Below are 20,896 nucleotides of genomic sequence, written 5' to 3' on the forward strand. Positions count from 1 at the left end.
TGCTGCCGTCAGCAATGACTCGCCAAGTTTTACTGCGCCTGTGCCTGTGGCCGTATCCTGATCCGGAAACTCCTCTGCGCCTGCCCCAGTCGTGGTAGAAAGCCGGATTGCTGCGGGCTTTTCAGCAACTTTGCTCTCATGAAGATATTGCTGCTCCTGAGTTTGCTGAGCATCACCGCTGCCTGCGCGGTTCTATCCCAGTCGAAGGCGACCCCCGTTGATTTTGCCGCCTATCCCACCTATGCCGGCTCCGACCTGGGCCTGACCTTCGGGCGGGAGCAGGCCCGGCTGCGGGTGTGGGCGCCCACGGCCCAGGCGTTGCAGCTCAAGCTCTACGCCGAAGGCACGGGTGGGGCGCCGGTAGCTACTTACGCCATGGAAAAGTCGACGGGCGGCACCTGGGTGTATCAGCTGCCGACGCCGCTGCCGGGCCGGTTTTACGTGGTGCAGGCCACCATCCAGGGCCGGCAGCTGGCCGAGGTGCCCGACCCTTACGTGCACGCCGTGGGCCTCAACGGGCTGCGCGGGGCGGTGCTCGACCCGGCCACCGCCAGCCCGGCCGGCTGGTCCGACGACCGGCGCCCCGAGCTCGGGCAGGCTACCGACATCGTCATCGGCGAGGCCCACGTGCGCGACCTGACCATGCACCCGCAAGCCGGCGTGCGGCAGCAGGGCACGTTCCTGGGCCTCGCCGAAACCGGTACCACCGGCCCCGCGGGCGTCAGCACCAGCCTGCAGCACCTGCTCGAGCTGGGCATCACCCACCTGCACCTGCTGCCCACCAACGACTTTGCCTCGGTGGATGAGAGCCGGCCCGCCGCCAACCGCTACAACTGGGGCTACGACCCGCTGCACTACTCGGTGCCCGAAGGCTCCTACGCCACCGACGCCGCCGACCCCGCCAGCCGCATCCGGGAGCTGAAGCAGCTGGTCCGGACCCTGCACCGCCGCGAGCTGCGCCTGGTGCTCGACGTGGTGTACAACCACACCGCCGACGCCGCCCGCAGCTCCTTCGAGCAGCTGGTACCCGGCTACTACTACCGCCACAAGCCCGACGGCACGTATTCGGATGCCACAGCCTGCGGCAACGAAATAGCCTCCGAGCGGCCCATGGTGCGCAAGCTCATTGTGGAGTCGGTGGCGTACTGGGCCCGGGAGTACCACGTCGACGGCTTCCGCTTCGATCTGATGGGCGTGCTCGACCTCCGCACCATGCGGGCCGTGCGCGTGGCCCTGGATGAGGTTGACCACAGCATTTTCATCTACGGCGAAGGCTGGACGGCCGGGGCCAGCCCGTTGCCCGAAGCCGAGCGGGCCGTGAAGGCCAACGTGCTGAAGCTAAACCGCGTGGCCGCCTTCGGCGACGAGCTGCGCGACGGCGTGAAGGGCCACTACGCCCGGCAGGCGGAGCCCGGCTTTGCCAGCGGGCAGCCCGGGCTGGAGGAAAGCGTGAAGTTCGGCATCGTGGCCGCCACCCGGCACCCCCAGCTCGACTACGCCAAGGTGAACTACTCGAAAGCGCCCTGGGCCAATGAGCCGGGGCAGGCCATCAACTACGTCGCCTGCCACGACGACCGGGTGCTCTGGGACAAGCTGACGGTGGCCAACCCCGGCGCGACGGAAGAAGAGCTGATCCGGATGGATCTGCTCAGCAACACCATCGTCTTCACCTCCCAGGGCGTGCCGTTTCTGCCCGTCGGCGACGAGTTTCTGCGCACCAAGGGCGGCGCCCACAACTCCTATAACCTGCCCGACAGCGTGAATCAGCTCGACTGGGCGCGCAAGGCCCGCTACCGCCGCATTTTTGGGTTCTACCAGCAGCTGATTGCCCTGCGCCGGGCGCACCCCGCTTTTCGCCTGCCCACCCAGGCGCTGGTGCAGCAGCACCTGGCGTTTCTGCCCGGGCTGCCGGCCAACACCATCGGCTACCAGCTGCTCGGCCACGCCGGCGCCGACGCCTGGGGCACCATCACGGTGCTCTTCAACGGCAACCGCACCGACACCGCCGTGCCGGTACCCGCCGGCAGCTACACGGTGGTGCTGCGCGGGGGCGAGGTGAACCCGAAAGGCCTGCACAAGCTGCTGCAGCCCGCCGGCCAGCCCCTTATCCTGCCCGCTTCCACGGCGATGATTCTGGTGCAGTAGGGCTTTCATTGCGAGGCCAGGGGCCGAAGCAATCCGTCCTCTGGAATGCAAAAAGCTCCTTTTTACCTGCAAACCGTTGGCGTTGTGTGCAACGCGAAGTTCTACTTCGCGAGGCGTCCGCGCCGTAGCAACTACTACTGTTCAGCGTGTCGCGAAGTGCAACTTCGCGTTACATCTAAACGCCCCGACGTCAGACAGACGTCGGGGCGTTGTAGTGAAACAAGGCTTGCCACATTTCAGACAACGGATTGCTCCGGCTGCGCTTGAGGCGCAGAACGCTCGCAATGCAGAGCCCCTTTGCACCGCTTCCGCGCTTAGTCCAGCGACCGGTCGCGGAACAGGACGTAGCCGATGTGGGCGAAGACGCCGAACTGGTAGTTGGGGTCGTCGTAGCGGATAAACTGCAGGGCGGCCGGGCCCACCGGCGTCTGGTAGACCAGGCCCGTCATGGCCGTGAAGTAGGGGCGGCTGATGGTGGTGCCGCGGTCGGCGAGCAGGCCGTTGCCGGGCTGGCGCACAAAGGGCCGGATCATGGTGTGGGCGTACACCTCGGTCCGCCACTCCAGCGCGCCGACCACGGCTTTCACGTAGCGCAGGCCGCCGGCGGCGTAGGCGGTGCCCCGGTAGCGGTCCAGAAACAGGGTGCGCGAGTCGGGCAGGGGCAGAAAGGCCGGGGCCATGGTCAGCGAGGCCCGGTAGGTGGCAAAGGAGCCCTGGGTGGAAGCCACCACCTGCACCATGTAGCCCCAGGCATGCACCCGGGTGCCCACCGAATCGGTCTTGTTGAAGGTGAAGTACTGCTCGTTCAACAAGTCCAGCTTGAGGAATTGGTGGTTCTGGGTCAGGCCCTCCAGGTCGCCGGCAGTCGAGCCGGGGGCGTAGGTTTCCTGGGCCGATACGGCCCGCGCGCTGGCTTCCACGCGCCGGCCGCTCACGGCGTACTGCCGCCGGTTCAGGGAGTTGCGGTCGAAGCGCGCCGAGGCCGTGATGCCGTCGAGGCGGTCCTGGTCGAGGGCCGCGTTGCTGCTGATTTCGTTGGTGTTGGCGTACCGGTCGCGGTTGGTGAACACGCCGCCGGTCAGGGTGTAGCGGCTGCGGAAGTTGGGACTCAGCCCGACCTGCATCTCAAATTTCACGTCGCGCTGCTGCAGCTGGGTATTCTGGGCCGACGAGCCCAGCAGGCCGCCGGTATCCTGGTAGTTGAAGTTGTTGAAGGTCACCGTCGGCTCGAAGTACAGCGGCGTGCGGCCCGGCACGCTGATGCGGAACGAGCCCCGGGCACCGTTGTAGAAGCGGCCCACGGTCGCGTCGGCCTTTATGGTGTAGAGGTAGCGGTTGAGGTAGCGGTAGGCCAGGCCCAGGTAGAAGTTACTCATCGAGCGGGTCGAGAGCAGCACGCCCAGGTCGGTGGTCAGGTTGCTGTTCTGCCGCGCGTCGATGCCCAGCACGTAGCCCTGCTGCTTCTGGTCGTAGCGCACGCGCGGGTACACGTTGTTGAAGAAGTCGTTGTTGACCAGCCGGTAGTAGCCTTCCTCAATGTCGCCGGGCGAGTAGCGTGAGCCGGTCTTCTGGAAGAAGCGGCGCACGAAATCCTGCTGCTGCCGGGGCAGGCCCTGCACGGTTATCTGCGAGAACTCCGGCTTGGGCGCCCGCTCCTGAAAGACGCGGCGGCGCTGCTGCAGGGCCACGGTATCTTCGCGGCGCTGGATGCGGCTCAGCGTCAGCTCCAGCTTGCGCTCGGTGGCCTGCTCGCCCAGCAGAATCAGCTGCTTGACCTTGTTGAAGTCGGCAGCGGTGATTTCGCCCAGGTCGGGCTGGATGAAGATGCCGTTTTTGCCTACCGAGGCCGTATCGGCCACGTTGGAACCCAGAAACAGCAGCGTGCTGGTCAGCAGCGCGTCGTCCTTTTCCTTGGGGTACTTGCTGAAGGCCACGTCGCCCACGTTCACGCCGATGATGACGTCGGGCTTAAACTCCTGGCGCATCACGCCGGTAGGGAAGTTGTCGACCACGGCGCCGTCGAACAGGTAGCGGCCATCAAGGCCGCGGATGGGCCGGAAGGCCAGCGGAAAGGCCATCGAGCTGCGCACCGCGTCGGACAGGGAGCCACTGCGCTGCACCACTTTCTCGCGGGTAAACACCTCGGACGCCACGCTGCGGTAGGGCACCAGCAGCTTGTCGAAGTCGTAGCCCGAAATGGCGCCGGCGGGGGCCAGCATGGTGGCCAGCACGTAGTTCAGGGTCACGTCGTCGACCAGCTTGGGCGTCACGCGGGCCTTCAGGCTCGAATCGACGGCCAGGCGCAGGTGCAGGGCCGCGGGCGTGGGCTCGGCGTCGTAGTAGTTGTAGACCTTATCTTCCAGCGGCTCGCCCGACACCCAGTTCTGAAACTCGGGCTTGAGCACGATTTCCTCGATTTCGCGGGGCGAGTAGCCCGCCGCGTACAGCGCGCCCACGATGGCGCCCATGCTGGTGCCCACGATGTAGTCGATGGGAATGCGGTTTTTCTCCAGCGTCTTCAGCACGCCGATGTGGGCCAGGCCCTTGGCGCCGCCGCCGCTGAGCACCAGGCCGACTTTCTGGGCGGCAGCCGGGGAACTAGAAAAAGCCGAAATCAGGGAAAGCAGCAGCCAGCAGTAGATTTTGCGCATAGGTGGGAAGGTGAGGCTACCGGCGAAGATAGCGGGTTTCCTACGCAGGAAGCGCAGGGGAGTTGCCGGGCCGGAAAGCCGGGCCGGGCCGGCGCAAGCTGAGCGGCCCGGGGGCGGGGCCACGCGGCCCGGCCGGCCCGGCCGGGGCCGTTTCGGGGGGCGCTACCACTTGCGGAAAATGACGTAGACGGCGGCCAGCAGCAGCCCGAAGCCGACCAGGTGGTTCCAGGCCAGCTTCTCGGTTTTGAACACGTACACGGCGCAGAGCGTGAACACCGCCAGGGAAATAAACTCCTGAATCACCTTGAGCTGAAACAGGCTGAAGGGGCCGCCGTTTTCCGCGAACCCGAGGCGGTTGGCGGGCACCTGAAACACGTACTCGAAAAACGCCAGCCCCCAGCTCACCAGAATCACGCCCACCAGCCCCAGGCCCTGCAGCCACGAAATCTTTTTGAACCCCAGGTGCCCGTACCAGGCAAAGGTCATAAACAGGTTGGAGATGGTGAGCAGCAGAATGGTGTAGACAGCTTTCATGGGCAGCAAAACAGAAAAGGGTGGCGGCCGGGCCGGGGCGCCGGCAAGGTACGGCGGGCGCCGAAACTCCTTACCTTGGCGCCGCTATGGCTGCTTCCCGACCCTCTGCTCCCGCCGCCCCGCCCAGTGCCGTCGATCCGGGCATCGGGGTCAACTTTGGCCGCGCCACCCGCCGGGCCATCAACCACGACGGCACCTTCAACGTGCGCCGCCGCAGCCGGCAGTTTCAGGTCCACGACCTGTACCAGGAGCTCATTACCATGAGCTGGGGCCGGTTTCTGGCGCTGGTGCTGGGCACGCTCACGCTGGTCAACGGGCTGTTTGCTGCCGGCTACCTGCTGCTGGGCCTCGACCAGCTGAGCGGCACGGCGGCCCTGACCCACATTCCCCCGTTTCTGCAGGCGTTTTTCTTCAGCGTCCAGACCTTTACCACCGTCGGCTACGGCAACGTGTCGCCCAACAGCGTGGGCACCGGGATGCTGGCCAGCGCCGAAGCCATGACGGGCCTGCTGATGGCGGCCCTGGCCACGGGCCTGCTCTACGGCCGGTTTTCGCGGCCCCGGGCCAGCATCCTGTTCAGCCGCACGGCCCTGATGACCCGCCGCAGCTCCGACGGCACGCCCACGCTGCAGTTCCGCATTGCCAACCGCCACCGCAGCACCCTGGTCGAAATGCGGGCCCGGGTGCTGCTGCAGTTTACCACCCCCGACGGCAACCGCAGCTACCACGACCTGAAGCTGGAGCGCGACTCGGTGTACTTTTTTCCCCTGAACTGGACCGTCGTCCACGAAATAACCGCCGACAGCCCCCTGCACGGCCTGGCCGCGGCCGACCTGGCCTCCCGCGCCGCCGAAGTGCTCATTCTGCTCAAAGGCTACGACGACACCTTCGCCCAGGACGTGCACGCCCGCAACTCCTACCGCCACGAGGAGCTGGAGTGGAACCGCCGCTACGTCCGCGCCTACGACATCGAGCCCGACGGCATGGTGGTGCTGGACCTCGACAAGCTCCACGAGACGGAGGAGATTTGATGTGCTGTGCTGCTGGGCCGAGTCGCACTCGTGCCGTAGGGCGGCCCTGTCATTGCGAGGCCAAAGGCCGAAGCAATCCGTCCTCTGAAATGTGCCCAGTACCTTTCCAGCCGAAAGTCTTAACCAAGCCGCGCCGCCAGCCGGCTCTTCCAACCCGATAGCAATACCTTTTACCCATGGCACTACCCCTGACCGATTTCTGGGACGCTACGCCCCCCGTTGCGCCGCCGGTGACGGAGGCGGCAATCCAGTACGTTGAGCAGCAGCTCGGCGTGCGGCTGCTGGCGGAGCTCAATGAGCAGGTAGCAATGGGCAAGGAGCAACTGTCCGGCCCCGGCCGAACGCCATTGCTCAGCCATAGCTACCCAGCAAGAAAGGCGGACCCGATGCTTCGGGGCCGCCTTTTTTCAAATAGAATACGGTGGAGAAGTACGGAAGGCCTGCCACCGCGTCCTGCCTCTCAGCAGGGGGCTGCTGGGTCGCCTGAGCGGTACCGCCGGCCTGCGGAGGACTCTCCGCTACCGGGATAATAAACCTCCGGCCGGGCGGCGGCAGAACCCGGGCCGCTACTCCACGGCCAGCGCCTGGCTAACCCGGCGGCTGCCGGCCTGTACCCACAGCCGGTACAGGCCCGGTGCCACTCCAGCCAGGGAAAGCTCGGCGGAAGTGCCGCCGGCCGCCAGGCGAACCTGCTCGGTGCGCACCACCCGGCCCAGGGCATCGACGAGCTGCAGGGTAGCCTGCGAGGTGCCCGGCAGGGCCGGCAGCCGCACCGTGGCCGCGGCATGCGCCGGATTCGGATACAGGCTGAGCGCCAGGGCGGGCTGCGCGGCCGCGGCGGCCAGCACGGTGCTGGAGTAGAAGCCCACCCGCACCATAGACTTGCTGGCATCACCCGTCGCGGTGAAGTCGCCGCCGGTGTAGAGGCCGGTGGGGGCAGGGAGCAGGGCCGCCACGAAGGCATTGACGCCCGTGCCCAGCCCCGACCAGCTCGTGCCGTTCCACCGGGCCACGTTGCGGGTGGCTACCCCACCGGCCGTGACGAAGTCGCCGCCGGCATACACGGTGCCGGCCCCGCTCACGGCCACGGTCCGCACGGTGTTCGTCGGGTTCGAGGCGCCGATACCCGTGCCCATCGCCGACCAGGCCGTGCCGTTCCAGCGGGCAATATTGTTGGCCACTACCCCGCCGGCCCTGGTGAAGTAGCCGGCGGCATACACGGTGCCAGCCCCATCCGCGGCCAGCGCGTTCAGGCCGCTGCCATCTACGCCCGCGCCCAGCGCCGCCCAGTTCGTGCCGTTCCACTTGGCCACGTTGCTGGCGGGCACGCCGCCGGCCGTGGTGAAGATGCCGCCCGCGTACAGGTTGCCGCTACCGTCCAGGGTCAGGGCAAACACGGTGTTGAAGGGGCCTGGTCCGCCCACGCCCGCGCCCAGCGCCGCCCAGCTCGTGCCGTTCCATTTGGCTACGCCGTTGGTGTCGAGGCCATCGGAGCGGTTGAAGTTGCCGCCGGCGTAGAGGTTGCCGGCCGCATCCAGCGCCAGCGCGAAGACCCAGCCGTTCATGCCCCCGCCCAGCGCCGACCAGCTGGTGCCATTCCACTTAGCGGTGCCGAACACGGAAAGGCCCCCGGCCTCGCTGAAGCGGCCGCCGGCGTAGAGGTTGCCGGCGCCATCCAGCACCAGGGCGTACACGTAGGCGTTGGTGCCGCTGCCCAGCGCCGACCAGCTCGTGCCGTTCCAGCGGGCAATGTTGTTGGCCGCCACGCCGCCGGCCGTGGTAAAGCTGCCGCCCGCATACACGTTGCCGTTGCCATCCACGGCCAGCGCCCGGAGGGGTCCGTTGGGCCCGTTGTTCTGGAAGGCATTCGACCAGAACTCGTCGCCGGTGCCCAGCGTGCCAGAAAACCGCGCCGCGCCGGCCGGCCGAAACACCGGGCGCCCGTCGGGGGCAGTTTGCAGGGTGTAGCCGCGGGCATCGAAGGAGCCGCTTACTCCGGCGCGCAGGGTGCCATCGGGTGCCAGGGCGGTACTCAGGGCGGTAGTGGTGGCCCGGGCCGGGCCGGCCAGTAAAACTGTCAGCAGTAAGCCGGCCCACGAGGCTTTGCGGCGGGCCGCGGCAGCGTAACGGTTGCTCATAAGAAGAGAGGGTAAATAGGGAGGAGGAGTTGAGTAGCTGAATTCGGCCGGGAAGGTAGGCAGTCCTGGCGAAGATCCGCTGCCTGCCGGGGTATGGTGGCATCCTATCCGCGTGGCGACAGGGCCGTGCGCATGGCCGGCTGCCCTTGCGAGGCCTAAGCCGAAGCAAGCCAGCCGCTCAGGTGGGAAAAAGCTTCTTCTGGCCTGAAAAGCCAGTGCCTGTGCCCGACATCGGGGCTGTTCTGTGCCCTGGGTGGTTTTTACTGCTCAGGACCGACGGCCGCGCTTTGCCCGCCACGACAGTTTCCTTGGCTCAGGACGAACTGCAGCTTCTAATCTTCGTGCCCCGGCACGGCGGCCTGGGCCGGGGCGCTGCGCAGCTCCAGCGCCTCCCGGGCCAGGCGCTTCTTCTCGCTTTCGGAAGCCGTTTTGGGCAGCTGATCGAGGTCGGGCTGGCCGGCATCTACCCAGCAGGTGTACCAGTAGGAGCTCACCAGGTGCACGGCCAGCCGCAGCTGCCGCTCCACCTGCCCGTTCAGACGCTGGTGGTACTCGGTGCTGAAGTCGCGGGAGTACACGCGCACAGTGGCGTTGCCGCGCTCCTCGAAGCCATACTTGCGGTCATCCGAAAACGTAGCCGTCAGCTGCTGCTCGAAGCGCAGCACCGAGTCGACGGCGGCGTGGGAGCGGCCCACCACCTGCCAGATGGTTTCGGTGGGGTTTTCCAGGTAGGTGGCGGGTCCCACGAAGAAGTCGTAGTTGGCGCTGAGCATTTCGGGCAGGCGGCTTTCCCAGAACCCGTGGATGCCGCGCTGCCCACTGAGCTGCCCGTTGTAGTTGCGGGTGGTGTGCAGGGGCACGCAGGCATCGGCAATGTAGTGGCCCATATCGGCCGACAGGCGCAGGATGTTGTCGGCGTCGCGGCTGCGGAAGGCTTCGGTGAGCTGGTACTTCATGCGGGCCACCTGCCAGGGTACAATGCCGTGGCGCAGCAGCGAGTCTTCGCCGTAGCGGGCCACGGCGTCGGCCCAGCTGTGGGGCAGACGGGTCAGGGCCGAGTCGCCGTAGGCATCCACGTCGAGAAAGTGCCGGGGCGCCTCGCCGGGCACCACCGCCCGGCGGGAGTCGGGCCGGGTGGCGTTTTCGGTCAGGTAGTCGATGTTGGTCTTATAAAACCCGATCATCTCGGGCGGCATGGTGAATACGGCCAGCCGGTTGATGAGCCGGTGCCCGAAAAAGCCCCAGGCCCGGGGCTGGTGGGGCAGCAGGAGCAGCAGGCCCAGCAGGCCATAGAGTAGCGGTTTTTTCACACGGAATCGTTTTATAAGTCAACCAACGGGCAGCCCGAATGTAAACAAAAACTCGTCTGCCCGGCTACTTATGCAGTAGCCCGACAGACGAGTAGTTGGAAAAGCCGGAACGGCTAGCGGCGGCCCTGGCCGGCGAAGCGCATGCGGTAGTCGGCGTCCACGTTGCCCTTGCTGATGCGGGTGAGCTTGCCCTTGATGAGCTGCTTTTTGAAGCCCGAAATCAGGTCCGTAAACAGCACGCCTTCCAGGTGGTCGTACTCGTGCTGAATCACCCGGGCCGTCATGCCGGAAAAGGTGTCCTCGCGGGTCACGCGGTTTTCGTCCTCGTAGCGAATCACAATGGTTTCGTGGCGGTACACCATTTCGCGCACCCCGGGAATGCTCAGGCAGCCTTCTTCAAAGCCCCATTCCTGGCCGGTTTCGCTCACCATCACCGGGTTGATGAAGGCCCGCTTCACGGGCGCCTCGGTCGGGTCCGTTTCCACCGAGTCCTCGGCGGCTTCGTCGTCCTCATCCTCATCGGCGAGCATGGGCGTCGAGTCGATGACGAACAGGCGGACGCTCTTGCCCACCTGGGGCGCGGCCAGCCCCACGCCGTGGGCGTGGTACATGGTGTCGTACATGTCCGCAATCAGCTGCTGGAGGTCGGCGGCCGGCAGGTCGGCGGCAATGTCCTTGGCGCGGGCTTTCAGCACCGGGTCGCCAAAGGCTACAATAGGGTAAATCATCGGGATTCGAGGAAGGATTGCAGAATCAGGGTGGCGCTGACGCGGTCGACGGTGGCTTTGTCGCGGCGGTCTTTCTTCGACAGGCCGCCCGCCAGCATCGCCGCGTGGGCCATGCGGGAGGTAAACCGCTCGTCGATTTCGTGGACCGGCAGCGCGGGCAGCTCCCGGCGCAGGGTGCGGATCAGTCCGACCACGGCGCTGGTTACGTTCGTGTCTTCGTTGAGCAGGGTGCGGGGCATGCCCACGACCAGCGCTTCCAGCGGGTCGCGCTGGTGGTAGGCTTTCACGTAGGCCAGTAAGTCCTGGCTGTGAATGGTTTCCAGGGGCGAGGCAATGAGCTGGAGCGGGTCCGTCACGGCCAGTCCCACGCGCTTGTTGCCGTAATCAATGGCAAGAATTCGGCCCATCAGGAAGAAGAAAGAAAAAAGATAATCCAGCCGGCCGCCCATGGTTGCGCGGCCCGCCCCGCAAAGATACGACAGCCAGCGGAAAGGTGACTTTTCCGGCGGCCGCTATGCGAGGAGTTAGACGGCTAAAGATCAGTTTTGACCCGTTGCCAAACCAGGTTGGGCGAATGAGCAGCTTCCCTTTAAAATCACAAATTTATATTTGCCGTATAACTCCCTGCCCGGCCCGCTTGGGTAGGGTTAATTCCAGAATAAACGGCTGTTTATTGCTTTAAGCAAATAAAAAATTGCACTGTTATTGGAAAATTACCGCCCCACGATGTTTGTCGTGGTTTTCTTGGAAAAGTTTCAATAGTTTTGAAGGATAGCCTCTTCGTAATTCTCCCAGTATCGACTGAACTTGTACTGTTTCAACTGCTTATGACCGACGAGCCAACCCCAGCTCCGACGCTTCGCCCTGCCGCTGAGCCCGCGGCTGCCCCGCGCAACACGCGGGCCCAGATCCGGCAGCCGCTGCTGCTGGCGCTGGTGCTGGCGGCGGGCATCCTGCTGGGAGCCAATCCGTTTCGCCCTTCCGAGCAAAACCCCGACGGCACGGCCCGCGGCTACCTCAAGTTCAAGGAAATCCTGAGCTACGTAGACCGCGACTACGTGGACTCGGTAGATGCCGAGGCGCTGTCGGATTATGCCATTACGCGCATGCTGGAGCGGCTCGACCCGCACTCGGTCTTCATTCCGGCCAAGCAGCAGCAGCAGGCGTCGGCCTTTCTGCAGAGCGACTTCGACGGCGTGGGCGTCGAGTTCAACCTGTTTCATGACACCGTAACCGTGGTTTCGCCCCTGAGCGGCGGCCCTGCCGAGCAGGCCGGCCTGCAGCCCGGCGACCGAATCCTGGCCGTGAACGGCGAGCGGGTTTCGGGCGTGCGCATCACGACCGAGCAGATGTTTGGCAAGCTGCGCGGCCCCCGCGGCAGCAGCGTGCAGCTGCTGGTGCAGCGCCGCCACCAGTCGAAGCCGATCAGCGTAGTCGTGAACCGCAACCGGATTCCGAACAGCTCGGTCGACGTGGCCTACATGCTCGACAACGAAACGGGCTACATCAAGGTGAGCCGGTTTGCCAGCGGCACCTACGACGAGTTCAAGCAGGCCCTCGCCGACCTGAAGCGGCAGGGCCTCACCCGCCTCGTGCTCGACCTGCGCGGCAACCCCGGCGGCTACCTCGACCGCGCCACCAAGCTGGCCGACGAGTTTATCAGCGGCACCAAAAAGCTCGTGTACACCGAAGGCAAGGGCGACCAGTACGACACGCAGACCTACTCGCGCACCCTGGGCGAGTTTGAGGACGGCCCGCTGGTGGTGCTGGTGGACGAAGGCAGCGCCTCGGCCTCGGAAGTAGTGGCCGGCGCCTTGCAGGACCACGACCGCGCCCTGGTGGTTGGGCGGCGCACCTTCGGCAAGGGCCTGGTGCAGCAGCCCATTGCCCTCAACGACGGCTCGGAGCTGCGCCTGACCATTGCCCGCTACTACACGCCTTCGGGCCGCTCCATCCAGAAATCGTACCGCAGCGGGGTGGAAGCCTACGAAAAGGAGCTTTCCCAGCGCCTGCAGCACGGCGAGTTCTTCCACGCCGACAGCATTCACTTTGCCGACTCCCTGCGCTACCGCACCGACCGGGGCCGCACGGTGTACGGCGGCGGCGGCATCATGCCCGACCTGTTTGTGCCCCGCGACACGTCGGCGTATTCGGCTTACTACACCCGCCTGCAAAGCCACAACCTGATCCGGGAGTTTGCCCTGAACTTCTTCCAGGACCACCGTGAGGAGCTGGAAGCCATGCGCTTCGAGCAGTTCAACACCACCTTCCGTATCTCCGACGCCCAGCTGCAGGCGCTGACGGTCAAGGCCCGCCAGGACGGGATTCCGAATGACGTAGCCGGCCTGCGCCGCTGCATCGGGCTGGTGCGCAACCAGCTCAAGGCCCACATTGCCCGCAGCGCCTACGGCAAAACCGCCTACTACCAGGTACTGCGCGAGCAGGACCACGAGCTGCAGCAGGCCTTCCACGCCGTAACCGACGGCAACGCCTCCCTCATGCAGGGCATCACCCTCAAGCACGAGTAAGCTGAGCAAGCGCCATCACAGAAAAGGCCGGAACGCACGTTCCGGCCTTTTGCCTTTTTAAGTCCGTCATGCCGGGCGTCGCGCAGCATCTCGCGGACTGACGTTGGAGTAGTAATCATCCGGCAGCCCGCGGGATGCTTCGGCTTCGCCTCTTCATGACGGACTATTGGCTTTCTACTTCTTGCCGGCCGTCAGGTCGCGGTACAGAAACTGCTTGTCGACGGCGGCGAAGGGCTGGCCGTCGACTTCGGCGTAGGGGTAGATGAAGTAGTTGAGCGGGGAGCCCTGCTGCTTGGGGTTCAGCGTCAGGTCGCGGCCGCGCGAGAACTCCAGGCGGTTTTCGTCGTGGGCGCCGAAGAAGTAGTTGCGCCTGGCCGGGTTCTTGGCGGCTTCCGACGCATCGACGGGCACCCAGCCGGTTTCCTTGGTGAAGAACTCGGCCCAGCAGTGGTAGCCCTTCACCTCGCCGGTGCCCCGCTCGGGGGGCAGCGGAAAGCCGATGCTGAAGCGGGCCGGAATGCCCAGCGCGCGGCAGTAGCCGATAAACACGGCGTGGAAGTCGGTGCAGTTGCCGCGGCGGGCGTCGCAGGCGTAGTAGATGTCGCCGCGGCCCCAGCCCTGGCCGGTCTTGTCGTAGGTTACGGTGCTCACCACGTGGTTGTAGATGGCCTGGGCTTTTTCCAGGTCGGTTCTGGCGTTGGCCTTGGCTACCACTTCCAGGGCCCACAGCCTGATCTTGGGGTCGAGGGGCACGAGCTTATCGGCCTCCAGCCAGCGCGTCATGTTGGGGTCGGCAGCTTCCTTGGGCGCTTTTTTGGGCGGCTCGGGGCTCAGCATCGGGTTGATATGCTCCCGCCGCTCGGCCTGCACCGCCATCGTAACGGCAAACCCGGCCGGCTGCGGGTCTTTCACCTGCAGGTGCAGCACCTTGTTGCCGTACTGCCCGGTCAGGATTTCGTACGGATAGGGCGAGGTAATCTTCAGGTTGGCAATGTCCTGCGACTTATCGGTGTGGGGCACGGGCAGCCAGAGGTCGAGCTGCCTGGCGCCGGCGGGCAGGTCGTGCACCCGGGTGGTATAGTCGAACGAGAACGTGCGGCTGCGCAGCGGAGCAGCGGTCGGGATTTTACCGGTGGGGGCGAGGCTGCCAGCGGCAAAGGCCAGCAGCAGGGGCCAGGTGAGGGCAGGGAAGAGCACGGGCGGCACACAAAAGGTAAGCAGCCCGTTAGAAACAGGCTGAACTATTGGGCCGCAAGTTACAACCATATCCTCGCTCCGAAGTCCCAGCTGGCGGGCGCGGTCGGCAAGCGGGCCGGTAGCCGGAACATCAGAAGCCCGGGCTGCAGCGGCTAGGTTGTGCGCCTACGGCTGCTCCACAATAAATTACTCTGGCTGCTTCCTGAAAAAAGTCCCGCTGCTGGCTCAGTGGGACTTCCTTTGTGTGCTGTTCAGCGCATTACCTGCACCCAGCCCCGGTAGCGGCGGTGGTAGGTTTGGTCGAGGAGGTAATAGTAGTAGATACCGTCGGGCAGGTTGGGGGCCGGCCAAGTGTTGCGGTAGTCGGCGGCGTGATACTGCTGCCGGCCCCAGCGGTCGTAGACGGTCAGCTCCAGGGTGCGGGGACTGGGCGCCTGCACCCGGAAGAAGTCGTTTTTCTGGTCGCCGTTGGGCGTTACGATGTTGGGAATAGTGAGCGGGGCGCAGTCCTGGCGGCGCACCTGCACGGTGGCCGTGGCGCTGAGGCAGCGGTTGCGGACGGTGAGCGTGACGGGGCCGTCCGTGCGGGTGGTGAAGGCCGGACCCGTACTACCGTCGCTCCAGCGGTAGGTGAGGCCGGCCGGGGCGGGCGGCAGGCGTAGCGTCAGGGGCTCGTCGGCGCAGGTGAGCGTGTCGGCGGGCAGGCGGGGCAAGGCGGGCACGCCGAGCAGCGTCACCAGGGTGCTGTCGCGCACCAGGCAGCCGTCGGCCGTGCGGGCCGTGAGGCGGTAGCGGCCGGGGGCGGACACGGCGCGGTTGGGTCCGGTGGGGCCGTCGGCCCAGCGGTAGTCGAGCAGGCCGGGCAGGGCCTGGAGCGTGGCCACCTCGCCGGGGCAGAGCACGGGGCCGGCGGCGGGCAGCAGGCGCTGGCGGGTGGCATCGAAGGTGCCGACCAGCACCGTATCCTGGGTGGTGCCGCAGCCGAAGTCGGCCGTGACGAGGTAGCGGCCGGGCGTGGTCACCTGGATGCTGCGCGTGGTCTGGCCCGTGCTCCAGCGGTAGGAGCCGAAGCCGGCCGAGGCGGTGAGCGTGACGGGGGAGCCCGAGCCGCAGAGCAGCAGATCGGGCCCGGCCGAGAGCGTGAGCCCGGCCGGCGGCACGGCCACCACCGACACGTCGTCGAGGGCGTAGCGGGCCAGGGTGGGGCGGGTACTGCCGGTGAGGCGGCGCACGGTGGTGGCCGCGTCGGGCAGGAAATTGCCGATGGTCAGGTAGCGCTCCCCGCCCCGGGCCACGAAGGTGCCCGTGACGGCCACGTAGCGCAGCGTATCGGTGAGGGGTACGCCCCGGGGGGAGCTGATCTGGGGCAGGTTGGAAAAGCCCAGCAGGTCATGGCGCTCGATGGGGGTCGGGGTGAGCAGGAAAGCCAGGCCATCCGTGGCCATGGGCGGCAGCCTAGCCTGGCCGTACAATTCCTGGCCCCAGCAGAGGCGGGCATAGGCCGTGACGCGGTAGGAGCAGCCCGCCAGCAGCGGGGCGGTGAGCGTGGCCTGGATATAGGAGCGGCCCTGCCGGGTGGTGGAATCGGTGCGAAAATCCCCGGCGTACGTTTGAATGACAACGTAGTTGCGGCCGCTACGGGGCTTGAACCAGGTGGTGTCGTAGCCGAAAAAATCACGCAGACGGCAACTTAGAGAGTGATATACATACGTGTAGGTTGGGGAGCGCCAGCCCGGCGCTCCGGATGTGCCAATTCCCGCATCGTCAATTCTGTCCAGAGCGCCGACACACCGTACAAACTGCTCAAAGCTGTTGTTCGGAACCAGGTTCTGCGCCTGGCTGCAGAAGCTGGCCATCGAAAATAACAGCAGGAAAAGGATTGAGGGTTTCATCCGGATAGAAAGTCAGGGAGTCATCTACCGGAACCGGTAGATGACTCCCAAAAATGACAGACCAAAAACTACTCTGATTTAGCCAGGCGGCCGACGACCACCCGGTCAGTTACCAAGCGGTAGAAATACAAGCCTTTGGGAAGGTGAGAGGCGTCGAAGTCGAGTGTATGGGCCCCGGCTGCCTGTGTGGCACCACTAAGCAGCGTGAGGCGAACCTGGCCGGTCAGGGCGTCTACCAGCGTGAGGGTAACGGGCTGCGCTACCGGAATAGTATACTCAAACCGGCCCCGCTCATTAGCTAATGGGTTGGGGAAGAAGGCTACGCGGGCGTCCGGCTGCCGCGTGGCGCCATCAGCCAGCGTACCACGGCAATTCGTATCAGCCGGTTTGAAAATCCCGGTAGCCGTTGAGCTGCCACAGGCATTGTTGAGTGTGATGGTCAGGCGAACCGTCAACTCACTGCCGGCATTGCCCGGCGTGAAATACCCTGAACCCAATCCAGCCTGATTCGCCAGCCCGTTGAGCGGAATAGCCGCTAAGTTGCCAGTTCTGGCAATAGCACCCGTCTTGTTCCCAATCTGGTAATAAGTGGTGCCGCCATCCCACTGCTCAAAAGTAGCCTGGTAGGTGTCGTAGTCGCCGGTGCTGTTGCTGATGCCAATCGAAGCACCGTACTGCCCTACTACCGTTGGAACGGCGGGGTCGTTGGAGGGTGTTTGCGCGACCCCACCACAGTCGTTGAATTTCAGTACGGCTGAAGAGGGCGTCAGCGAGCTGACCTGGACCAAGCCCCGCCGCTGCACGGTTTGCCCACAGGAGTTTCGTGCCTCTACTGATACCTGGAAATAGCCGGTACGGCCATTCAGCAACGGCAGCAGGCTAGTGGGCAGCGCCGGGGTAAAGCCCGTGGTGGCCGTGAAAGCGCTGGTCAGGGTGCCATCGGCCAGGGCACTGGTTACAGTGACGCGAACGGAGGAGGCATTGGTAACGGTGGCGCTGAGTGCCAACGGCTTGCAGTTATAGACGTTTTGCGCTAACCCCGGCAGGATGCTCAGGCCGTCTACCTGCGGCGTGGACAAAGTCGCGGCGGCTACTCCAAAGAAGAACTGGTAGTCTTCGCCGTCAATCTGGTTGGGCAGGCGTTCGAATGGGCTGTCGTAGGGAGCAGCGGCAGAAGTAGGGTGAAGCGTCAGCGCGGGAGACAGGGGAGAGGTAGCGAAGGCCAGAGAGGCAGGATTGATGGAGCAGAGACTCCCACTGTTGGCTATGCCATAGATCAGCCCATCGTAGGCCAGCTCAAGCTGCGTGTTGCCACAGGAAGCCGAGCCCGCTACGTAGCTGCTTTGTCCGGTTACCCGGTCCAGAGATATTATGCCCGCGGTGGGCGAAGTGCCAATGGGCTGGTTGCGGTAGCCCGCGACGAGAATCTTTTTGCTGTCGGGCGAAAATTCCAGCCCCCGGACTACCTGCACCGGCACCCCGGGCGCCAACTCGGGCGTATAGGTTGATAACAGGCTAATATCCAATGCTCCGTTGTTGACAGCTCTGTTCAGCCTGTACACCTTGTCCAGATGCTGCCAGGCTATAGACTGGCCATCCGGCGAAATATCCATCTCGGTGGTTGAGGCCGGTACGCCGTTGAGCGAATAGGTAGTGCCGGCGCTGATGCCCGCGCCCGAAATGACGTATTGGGACAGGCCGCCAAACGCATCGGGGCCGTGATAAAGGTCCCGAACCGAGCCGTTGCGCAGCTTGGAAACGGCGATACCGAAGCTGGTGCCACCAAAACTATCAATCAAAGTTGTTTGGCGGGTTATAGTTGGCAGGCCAGTGCAATCAACCTCCGCATATACCAACACGTGGTCATATTGACCATGTCGAGTGGTAATTAGATAGAAGCGTTTGCAGGCGCCAGGAACGGGTACCACCGCCATACTGGTGTAGCTGTTGCCGGTATAGGTCAGAGGAAGCCCATTGCCATCAACCGCAGTGGGGTGTACGTAAGAACTCAGCGTGCCTCGTGCGGTGCCGTCGGGCGTGTACAAAACGCCGGAATTGACGTCGACATAAAACAGCAAATTATTATTCTCATCATAACCCGCTGCCGTCAGGCTGTTGTTGCCGGTAGCACCGGGTACTGCTGCTACCTGTCGGGCTGCCCCCGTTGCTGCTAAAGTTCACCTGATTGGGCGAGAACAGCCAGCTTCGCATCTGGGTTGGCGCGGTTGGCGGAGGTGGGGTAGTTCCGCCTCCGCCGGCCACGGAGGCAGGAGCTGGAATGCGAAGCGCATTGTGGGAGGTGGCTGCGCCATAATCTGGCAGCAGCGAGAGGGCGGCCAGCAATAGCAGCAGCACAAAGGCTTTCTTGCTTATACAAGGAAACGTGAGGGTAAATGGCTAAAAGAAAAGGAACTGTGATACGGTAAAAATCAGAGGCTTTACGAGGGCAATCAGTGCCGAATGCAGAGCCATGTATGCTTGTCCTGCAAAACCGCGTAGCGGTCTGCCAGACTGGAAAGCAGCAAACAGGCAATAGGTAGAATAGGGCGGAGTAGGCTAGGGCTAACACCGACGACTCCGCCTATGGGAGTACATCGGGCAGTAAGAGTACTGCTAATTAGCTTTAGTGACAAGCTGTTCACAGAGAATTTGCCCTGGCAAACCGGGCATCCGCCTTTAGCTGGGTTTCGTTTCCGGCCGGGCGGCAGGACAACCGTTTCTGGCGGCTCCTGCGTACCTTCACGCTACCGCCCGGCATTCGTTTTCCCACCCGCTAACTTCTTTCCGCATGGCCTACTACCACCGCCTCGGCCAGATTCCGCGCAAGCGCCACACCCAGTTCCGCCAGCCCGACGGCACGCTCTACGCCGAGCAACTCGTGGGCACGCTGGGCTTCCACGGCGTGTCGTCGTTGCTCTACCACGTGCACCCGCCCACCCAGATCAAGCACGTGGGCGAGCCGGTGCCCTACGGCCCGAAGCTGCTCAAGGACCGGCCGCTGGCGCCCAGCCACCTGCGTACCCTGGCCCAGACGAGCACCGGCGGCGACTACCTGGCTGCCCGCCAGACCATGATCGGCAACGCCGACGTGACGCTGAGCATCTGCAACCCCACCGAGCGGCGGATGCAGTACTACTACAAAAACGCCCTGGCCGACGAGGTCATCTTCGTGCACGAGGGCAGCGGGGAGTTGTGGAGCCAGCTGGGCATCGTGCGCTTCGAGCCCGGCGACTACGTCATCATTCCGCGCACCATCATCCACCAGCTGCACTTCGATGAGGGCCCGGTGCGCCTGCTGATTATCGAGTCGTTCAGCCCCATCGAAACCTGCCGGCGCTACCGCAACCACTTCGGCCAGCTGCTCGAGCACTCGCCCTACTGCGAGCGGGACATCCGGCCGCCGGCCGAGCTGGTCACCGGCGACGTGCGGGCGTCGGGCGAGTACCTGGTCCAGATCAAGAAGGAAGGCTACCTCCACCAGCTCACCTACGCCCACTCGCCCTTCGACGTGGTGGGCTGGGACGGCTACTTCTACCCCTACGCCACCAGCATCCACGACTTCGAGCCGATAACCGGCCGCCTGCACCAGCCGCCGCCCGTGCACCAGCACTTCGAGGCCCACAACTTCGTCATCTGCTCGTTTGTGCCCCGCCTGTTCGACTACCACCCGCTGAGCATTCCGGCGCCCTACAACCACTCCAACGTCGACTCCGACGAGGTGCTCTACTACGTGGCGGGCAACTTCATGTCGCGCAAGGGCATTGACCTGGCCTCATTTACGGTGCATCCCAGCGGCATTCCCCATGGGCCGCACCCGGGTACGGTGGAAGCCAGCCTGGGCAAAAAGGAAACCCACGAGCTGGCCGTTATGGTCGACACGTTCCGCCCACTCTACCTCACCGAAGCGGCCCTGCCCTACCTCGACGAGAAGTACCCGATGAGCTGGAACCCCGATTTCAAGCACGACCCGCCCCGGGCCGCCGACATGATGGACTAACTTTTGCGGGGCGCCGGCCGACACTAAACCGGCCCGCCGGCCGTTTGGCGGGTACCTACTTTTGCTTACCCTCACCTTTTGCTCCATGAAAAAGATATTTCTGCTTTTGCCCGTGCTGGCGCTGCTGGCCCTGGCCACCTTTAGCTGCAAGAAAATAAAGCAGCTGCTCACCTTCGAGATTTCGCACACCGAGAACTTCAAGATTCCCGCCACGCCCCTCGTCGGCGGCCTGCCGGTGACGCTGAACCTGCCGGTGCCCGTGACCAACAAGGCCTCCGAAACCTTCAGCAAACAGGGCACCCGCGCCGACTTGGTGAAGGACGTGACGCTGACCAAGCTCACGCTGTCGATTATTGACCCGACCACCGAGAACTTCAACTTTCTGAAGAGCATCGAAATATCCATCGGCACCGACCAGACCGACATCGTACCCCTGGCCTCCCTGACCGACGTGCCGATGGGCGTGCAGACCATTGAGCTGCAGTCGAGCGGCACCAAGCTCGACAAGTACCTGAAGGCCCCGAACTACACGCTCTACACCAAAGCCACCGTGCGCCAGGCCACCACCAAGGAAATTACGGTGAAGGAAGAAATTCGCTTCAAGGTAACGGCCGACCCGCTGTAGGCCTCCGCACTTCCACAAAAAAGGCCCGCTGAAACTGTTCAGCGGGCCTTTTTTATGAGTTTGTCGGGTCCGGAAATATGTTGACAGCTTTTCCAAAAGGTGTCATGAAAACCGAGTTTG

General features: G+C 64.5%; 14 protein-coding genes. 5 read left to right on the forward strand and 9 right to left on the reverse strand.

Features of this window, described 5'->3' with window-relative positions:
* Positions 1-138 precede the first annotated feature (138 nt).
* On the forward strand, positions 139-2,145 hold the full coding sequence (gene pulA / locus ABD842_RS09135; RefSeq protein WP_345112772.1) for a type I pullulanase: 2,007 nt from the start codon (positions 139-141) through the stop codon (positions 2,143-2,145).
* 314 nt (positions 2,146-2,459) lie between these two features.
* On the opposite strand, the gene ABD842_RS09140 is transcribed toward pulA, so the two are convergent.
* Together ABD842_RS09140 and ABD842_RS09145 are read right to left on the reverse strand one after the other, a co-directional pair.
* Positions 2,460-4,796 carry a patatin-like phospholipase family protein gene (locus ABD842_RS09140; RefSeq protein WP_345112774.1) on the reverse strand — a complete coding sequence of 779 codons (2,337 nt, stop codon included), beginning with the start codon at positions 4,794-4,796 and terminating at the stop codon, positions 2,460-2,462.
* A gap of 162 nt (positions 4,797-4,958) precedes the next feature.
* Positions 4,959-5,330, reverse strand: a complete 372-nt coding sequence (locus tag ABD842_RS09145; RefSeq protein WP_345112776.1) for a DMT family protein — start codon at positions 5,328-5,330, stop codon at positions 4,959-4,961.
* An 86-nt stretch (positions 5,331-5,416) separates the two neighbouring features.
* Here ABD842_RS09145 and ABD842_RS09150 point away from each other — a divergent pair, with 86 nt between their 5' ends.
* Complete coding sequence (locus ABD842_RS09150) at positions 5,417-6,361, forward strand: ion channel (RefSeq protein ID WP_345112778.1); 945 nt, start codon at positions 5,417-5,419, stop codon at positions 6,359-6,361.
* A gap of 566 nt (positions 6,362-6,927) precedes the next feature.
* On the opposite strand, the gene ABD842_RS09155 is transcribed toward ABD842_RS09150, so the two are convergent.
* From ABD842_RS09155 to ruvX, 4 genes are all read right to left on the reverse strand, one after another.
* Positions 6,928-8,499: a T9SS type A sorting domain-containing protein gene (locus tag ABD842_RS09155; RefSeq protein ID WP_345112780.1), complete on the reverse strand. Its 1,572-nt coding sequence runs from the start codon at positions 8,497-8,499 to the stop codon at positions 6,928-6,930.
* Between the two features lie 332 nt (positions 8,500-8,831).
* Positions 8,832-9,809: a zinc dependent phospholipase C family protein gene (locus ABD842_RS09160; RefSeq protein WP_345112781.1), complete on the reverse strand. Its 978-nt coding sequence runs from the start codon at positions 9,807-9,809 to the stop codon at positions 8,832-8,834.
* A gap of 113 nt (positions 9,810-9,922) precedes the next feature.
* Positions 9,923-10,537, reverse strand: a complete 615-nt coding sequence (locus tag ABD842_RS09165) for a peptide deformylase (protein ID WP_345112783.1) — start codon at positions 10,535-10,537, stop codon at positions 9,923-9,925.
* Positions 10,534-10,944: a Holliday junction resolvase RuvX gene (ruvX, locus tag ABD842_RS09170; RefSeq protein WP_345112785.1), complete on the reverse strand. Its 411-nt coding sequence runs from the start codon at positions 10,942-10,944 to the stop codon at positions 10,534-10,536. Before ruvX ends, ABD842_RS09165 begins: the two co-directional genes overlap by 4 nt.
* Before the next feature lie 420 nt (positions 10,945-11,364).
* Between ruvX and ABD842_RS09175 the strand changes: the two genes are divergently transcribed.
* Positions 11,365-13,065, forward strand: a complete 1,701-nt coding sequence (locus ABD842_RS09175) for a S41 family peptidase (RefSeq protein WP_345112787.1) — start codon at positions 11,365-11,367, stop codon at positions 13,063-13,065.
* Positions 13,066-13,239: 174 nt separating this feature from the next.
* Here ABD842_RS09175 and ABD842_RS09180 read toward each other — a convergent pair whose 3' ends face one another.
* From ABD842_RS09180 to ABD842_RS09190, 3 genes are all read right to left on the reverse strand, one after another.
* Complete coding sequence (locus tag ABD842_RS09180; RefSeq protein WP_345112788.1) at positions 13,240-14,262, reverse strand: transglutaminase-like domain-containing protein; 1,023 nt, start codon at positions 14,260-14,262, stop codon at positions 13,240-13,242.
* Positions 14,263-14,513: 251 nt separating this feature from the next.
* On the reverse strand, positions 14,514-16,154 hold the full coding sequence (locus tag ABD842_RS09185) for a T9SS type B sorting domain-containing protein (RefSeq protein ID WP_345112790.1): 1,641 nt from the start codon (positions 16,152-16,154) through the stop codon (positions 14,514-14,516).
* A 68-nt stretch (positions 16,155-16,222) separates the two neighbouring features.
* Positions 16,223-18,199 carry a T9SS type A sorting domain-containing protein gene (locus ABD842_RS09190; protein WP_345112792.1) on the reverse strand — a complete coding sequence of 659 codons (1,977 nt, stop codon included), beginning with the start codon at positions 18,197-18,199 and terminating at the stop codon, positions 16,223-16,225.
* 743 nt (positions 18,200-18,942) lie between these two features.
* Between ABD842_RS09190 and ABD842_RS09195 the strand changes: the two genes are divergently transcribed.
* Positions 18,943-20,151: a homogentisate 1,2-dioxygenase gene (locus ABD842_RS09195; protein ID WP_345112794.1), complete on the forward strand. Its 1,209-nt coding sequence runs from the start codon at positions 18,943-18,945 to the stop codon at positions 20,149-20,151.
* An 85-nt stretch (positions 20,152-20,236) separates the two neighbouring features.
* Positions 20,237-20,776, forward strand: a complete 540-nt coding sequence (locus tag ABD842_RS09200; RefSeq protein ID WP_345112796.1) for a hypothetical protein — start codon at positions 20,237-20,239, stop codon at positions 20,774-20,776.
* Positions 20,777-20,896 lie beyond the last annotated feature (120 nt).

This window comes from Hymenobacter algoricola (assembly GCF_039539525.1).
Classification (GTDB): domain Bacteria; phylum Bacteroidota; class Bacteroidia; order Cytophagales; family Hymenobacteraceae; genus Hymenobacter; species Hymenobacter algoricola.